Origin of the sequence: Brevundimonas lenta (assembly GCF_014196335.1) — a bacterium.
GTDB lineage: Bacteria > Pseudomonadota > Alphaproteobacteria > Caulobacterales > Caulobacteraceae > Brevundimonas > Brevundimonas lenta.
Genome location: NZ_JACIDM010000005.1, coordinates 1 through 5308, shown reverse-complemented (window position 1 = coordinate 5308; position 5308 = coordinate 1). Strand labels below are relative to the sequence as shown.

The following is a 5308-nucleotide window of genomic DNA, read 5'->3' as shown; positions in this document are numbered from 1 at the left end:
GGTCTTTGAAATCGTTGATCTGGAAAGAGAAACGCAGGCGGCGGTGTCCTGGCGATAACCCTTGGGGTTATCATCGACACTGACAACTGCGGTCTTTTTGAAAAGACACCATGGATTGGTCTTCGGATCGATCTCGTGGGATCTCGTCAAGAATACGTAGAACTAATGCCAACCGGTCTTCGGATCGGTCTGCTTAGGTCAGATAGTCAACTCAACCTGAGAGTTTGATCCTGGCTCAGAGCGAACGCTGGCGGCAGGCCTAACACATGCAAGTCGAACGGACCTTTCGGGGTTAGTGGCGGACGGGTGAGTAACACGTGGGAACGTGCCTTTAGGTTCGGAATAGCTCCTGGAAACGGGTGGTAATGCCGAATGTGCCCTTCGGGGGAAAGATTTATCGCCTTTAGAGCGGCCCGCGTCTGATTAGCTAGTTGGTGAGGTAAAGGCTCACCAAGGCTACGATCAGTAGCTGGTCTGAGAGGATGACCAGCCACATTGGGACTGAGACACGGCCCAAACTCCTACGGGAGGCAGCAGTGGGGAATCTTGCGCAATGGGCGAAAGCCTGACGCAGCCATGCCGCGTGGATGATGAAGGTCTTAGGATTGTAAAATCCTTTCACCGGTGAAGATAATGACTGTAGCCGGAGAAGAAGCCCCGGCTAACTTCGTGCCAGCAGCCGCGGTAATACGAAGGGGGCTAGCGTTGCTCGGAATTACTGGGCGTAAAGGGAGCGTAGGCGGACATTTAAGTCAGGGGTGAAATCCCAGAGCTCAACTCTGGAACTGCCTTTGATACTGGGTGTCTTGAGTGTGAGAGAGGTATGTGGAACTCCGAGTGTAGAGGTGAAATTCGTAGATATTCGGAAGAACACCAGTGGCGAAGGCGACATACTGGCTCATTACTGACGCTGAGGCTCGAAAGCGTGGGGAGCAAACAGGATTAGATACCCTGGTAGTCCACGCCGTAAACGATGATTGCTAGTTGTCGGGAAGCTTGCTTCTCGGTGACGCAGCTAACGCATTAAGCAATCCGCCTGGGGAGTACGGTCGCAAGATTAAAACTCAAAGGAATTGACGGGGGCCCGCACAAGCGGTGGAGCATGTGGTTTAATTCGAAGCAACGCGCAGAACCTTACCACCTTTTGACATGCCCGGACCGCCACAGAGATGTGGCTTTCCCTTCGGGGACTGGGACACAGGTGCTGCATGGCTGTCGTCAGCTCGTGTCGTGAGATGTTGGGTTAAGTCCCGCAACGAGCGCAACCCTCGCCATTAGTTGCCATCATTCAGTTGGGAACTCTAATGGGACTGCCGGTGCTAAGCCGGAGGAAGGTGGGGATGACGTCAAGTCCTCATGGCCCTTACAGGGTGGGCTACACACGTGCTACAATGGCGACTACAGAGGGTTAATCCTTAAAAGTCGTCTCAGTTCGGATTGTCCTCTGCAACTCGAGGGCATGAAGTTGGAATCGCTAGTAATCGCGGATCAGCATGCCGCGGTGAATACGTTCCCGGGCCTTGTACACACCGCCCGTCACACCATGGGAGTTGGTTCTACCCGAAGGCGGTGCGCTAACCAGCAATGGAGGCAGCCGACCACGGTAGGGTCAGCGACTGGGGTGAAGTCGTAACAAGGTAGCCGTAGGGGAACCTGCGGCTGGATCACCTCCTTTCTAAGGATGCTTCTCCAGACCGTCTCTCACGAGGCAGTCTATTGAGGCTCCAATAAAATGCGGGGCGCCGCCGTCTCCGTTTCTCTTTCCTCTTTCATGCTTCGAAGCGTCGGACATTCGGTCCGTCGCGAAGGAGCATGCGATCGCGAGCCTGGGGACACCCGGCTGTCGCGCTGCCATAGGCCCGTAGCTCAGGTGGTTAGAGCGTACGCCTGATAAGCGTAAGGTCGGCAGTTCGAGTCTGCCCGGGCCTACCAGCCTTCGGGCTCTCATGCCTCACGACAGGTCGCCGACAAGCTCTCCTGGGCTTCGCACCGTTCACTGGAACGGGGCCATAGCTCAGTTGGTAGAGCGCCTGCTTTGCAAGCAGGATGTCGTCGGTTCGACTCCGTCTGGCTCCACCAGTTGCTCAAGATCGCAATCAAGGTTCGCTTCCGGCCCGTTTGGTCCGGCGGTGATTGACATAGTGAAGGAAGAATGTGGCCGGCTCCCCTGAGCTTTAAGGTCTCGTTCGAGAAGAAGACATTGTCTGACAAAAATCAGGCGTGGATCCGGCGGCATCTTTCCAGTCCCCGGGTAGTCCACGCATGAGTTTTGCTGAGAAACGATCAAGCGTTGAAGGGCTTCTGACGGATGCCTTGGCGTAGAGAGGCGATGAAGGACGTGGCAAGCTGCGATAAGAACCGGGGAGGCGCTAGCACCCTTTGATCCGGTTATTTCCGAATGGGGAAACCCACCTTTGCGGTCTTCCAACTCATGCCCAGTCTTCGGACTGGGTACGGATTGGTTGATTGCTTAAAGGTATAATGACCTGAATACATAGGGTTCATTAAGCGAACCCGGGGAACTGAAACATCTCAGTACCCGGAGGAAAGGACATCAACCGAGACTCCCGTAGTAGTGGCGAGCGAACCGGGACCAGGCCAGTGCTCTTGTGAAATAAAGTCGAACGACCTGGAAAGGTCGGCCATAGCGGGTGACAGCCCCGTAGACGTCAAACAGCAAGAGACTCGAGTAGGGCGGGACACGTGAAATCCTGTCTGAACATGGGGGGACCACCCTCCAAGCCTAAGTACTCCTCTACGACCGATAGTGAACAAGTACCGTGAGGGAAAGGTGAAAAGCACCCCAACGAGGGGAGTGAAACAGATCCTGAAATCGGAAGCCTACAAGCAGTCGGAGCCCCCAAGCGGGGTGACGGCGTACCTTTTGTATAATGGGTCAGCGACTTCATGTGTCGAGCAAGCTTAAGCCGTTAGGTGTAGGCGCAGCGAAAGCGAGTCTGAATAGGGCGCCAAGTTCGACGTATGACGACCCGAAACCAGGTGATCTATCCATGAGCAGGATGAAGGTTGGGTAACACCAACTGGAGGTCCGAACCCGTGAATGTTGAAAAATTCTGGGATGACTTGTGGATAGGGGTGAAAGGCCAATCAAACCTGGACATAGCTGGTTCTCCGCGAAATCTATTTAGGTAGAGCGTCCGACGAATTCCCTGGGGGGTAGAGCACTGGATGGTTGCGGGCTGCGCGAGCGGTACCAATACTAACCAAACTCCGAATACCCAGGAGAACTATCGGGCAGACACACGGCGGGTGCTAACGTCCGTCGTGAAAAGGGAAACAACCCTAACCATCATCTAAGGCCCCCAAGTACTGGCTAAGTGGGAAACGATGTGGGATTGCTTTGACAATCAGGAGGTTGGCTTAGAAGCAGCCATCCTTTAAAGAAAGCGTAACAGCTCACTGATCAAGCGATCCTGCGCGGAAAATGTAACGGGGCTCAAGCCAGTCGCCGAAGGTATGGGTTTGCAGTTTACTGCAAGCGGTAGCGGAGCGTTCCGTAAGCCGGTGAAGGTCAACCGTGAGGTTGGCTGGAGGTATCGGAAGTGAGAATGCTGACATGAGTAACGATAAACAGTGTGAGAAACACTGTCGCCGAAAGACCAAGGGTTCCTGCGTAAAGCTAATCTGCGCAGGGTTAGTCGGCCCCTAAGGCGAGGCTGAAAAGCGTAGTCGATGGGAAGCAGGTAAATATTCCTGCACCAGCTGGAAGTGACGGATGGTGTAAGTTGTCAGGGCTTATTGGATTGTCCTGGCAGCGAAGCTGTCCCTGGAAATAACTCCAGCAGAGACCGTACCCGAAACCGACACAGGTGGTCAGGTAGAGCATACCAAGGCGCTTGAGAGAACTGTGCTGAAGGAACTCGGCAAATTGCACGCGTAACTTCGGAATAAGCGTGACTCACCTCGGGCAACCGAGACTGAGTGGCACAAGCCAGGGGGTAGCGACTGTTTAGCAAAAACACAGGGCTCTGCGAAGCAGCAATGCGACGTATAGGGTCTGACGCCTGCCCGGTGCCTGAAGGTTAAAGGGAGATGTGAAAGCGTCGAACTGAAGCCCAGGTAAACGGCGGCCGTAACTATAACGGTCCTAAGGTAGCGAAATTCCTTGTCGGGTAAGTTCCGACCTGCACGAATGGCGTAACGACTTCCCCACTGTCTCCAGCACAGGCTCAGTGAAATTGAATTCCCCGTGAAGATGCGGGGTTCCCGCGGTCAGACGGAAAGACCCTATGAACCTTTACTATAGCTTCGCCTTGGCGTTAGCGACCGTATGTGTAGGATAGGTGGGAGACTATGAAGCCGGGGCGCCAGCTCTGGTGGAGTCATCCTTGAAATACCACCCTTACTGTCGTTGACGTCTAACCGAGGGCCGTTATCCGGTCCCGGGACATGGCGTGGTGGGTAGTTTGACTGGGGCGGTCGCCTCCCAAAGTGTAACGGAGGCGCGCGATGGTGAGCTCAGAGCGGTCGGAAATCGCTCGTCGAGTGCAATGGCATAAGCTCGCCTGACTGCGAGACTGACAAGTCGAGCAGAGACGAAAGTCGGCCATAGTGATCCGGTGGTCCCGCGTGGAAGGGCCATCGCTCAACGGATAAAAGGTACTCTAGGGATAACAGGCTGATTTTGCCCAAGAGTCCATATCGACGGCAAAGTTTGGCACCTCGATGTCGGCTCATCACATCCTGGGGCTGGAGCAGGTCCCAAGGGTATGGCTGTTCGCCATTTAAAGTGGTACGTGAGCTGGGTTCAGAACGTCGTGAGACAGTTTGGTCCCTATCTGCCGTGGGTGTTCGAAGCTTGAGAGGATCTGTCCCTAGTACGAGAGGACCGGGATGGACGTACCTCTGGTGGACCTGTCGTGGCGCCAGCTGCGCAGCAGGGTAGCTATGTACGGAATAGATAACCGCTGAAAGCATCTAAGCGGGAAACTAACCTCAAAACAAGGCTTCGCTGAGGATCGTGGAAGACTACCACGTTGATAGGCCAGGTGTGGAAGTGGGGCGACCCATGAAGCTTACTGGTACTAATAATCCGATCGGCTTGATCGTTTCTCAGCAAAACTCATTCGATTACTTCGGTTCAATCCGAAGCTGACAATGTCTTCTTCTCATTCGTCTATCCGCCTGGTTGACCTGGTGGCTATGTCGGAGGTTCCCCACCCGATCCCATTCCGAACTCGGTCGTTAAGCCCTCCAGAGCCGATGGTACTTCGTCTTAAGGCGCGGGAGAGTAGGTCGCCGCCGGGTCTACCAGTCGGATATACGAATGATAAAACGCCCCAACAGG

The 5308-nt window shown here is 54.6% G+C and carries 2 tRNA genes and 3 rRNA genes; all 5 read left to right on the top strand.

Annotated features, from left to right (window positions below):
- Positions 1-212 precede the first annotated feature (212 nt).
- Positions 213-1675: ribosomal RNA gene (locus tag GGR12_RS16460) — 16S ribosomal RNA — on the top strand.
- A 180-nt stretch (positions 1676-1855) separates the two neighbouring features.
- Positions 1856-1932 (top strand) — tRNA-Ile (locus GGR12_RS16455).
- 71 nt (positions 1933-2003) lie between these two features.
- Positions 2004-2079 (top strand) — tRNA-Ala (locus GGR12_RS16450).
- 202 nt (positions 2080-2281) lie between these two features.
- Positions 2282-5070: ribosomal RNA gene (locus GGR12_RS16445) — 23S ribosomal RNA — on the top strand.
- 83 nt (positions 5071-5153) lie between these two features.
- A 5S ribosomal RNA gene (gene rrf / locus GGR12_RS16440) occupies positions 5154-5268 on the top strand.
- Together the 16S, 23S and 5S rRNA genes with 2 tRNA genes alongside form the textbook arrangement of a ribosomal RNA operon.
- Positions 5269-5308: the final 40 nt, after the last annotated feature.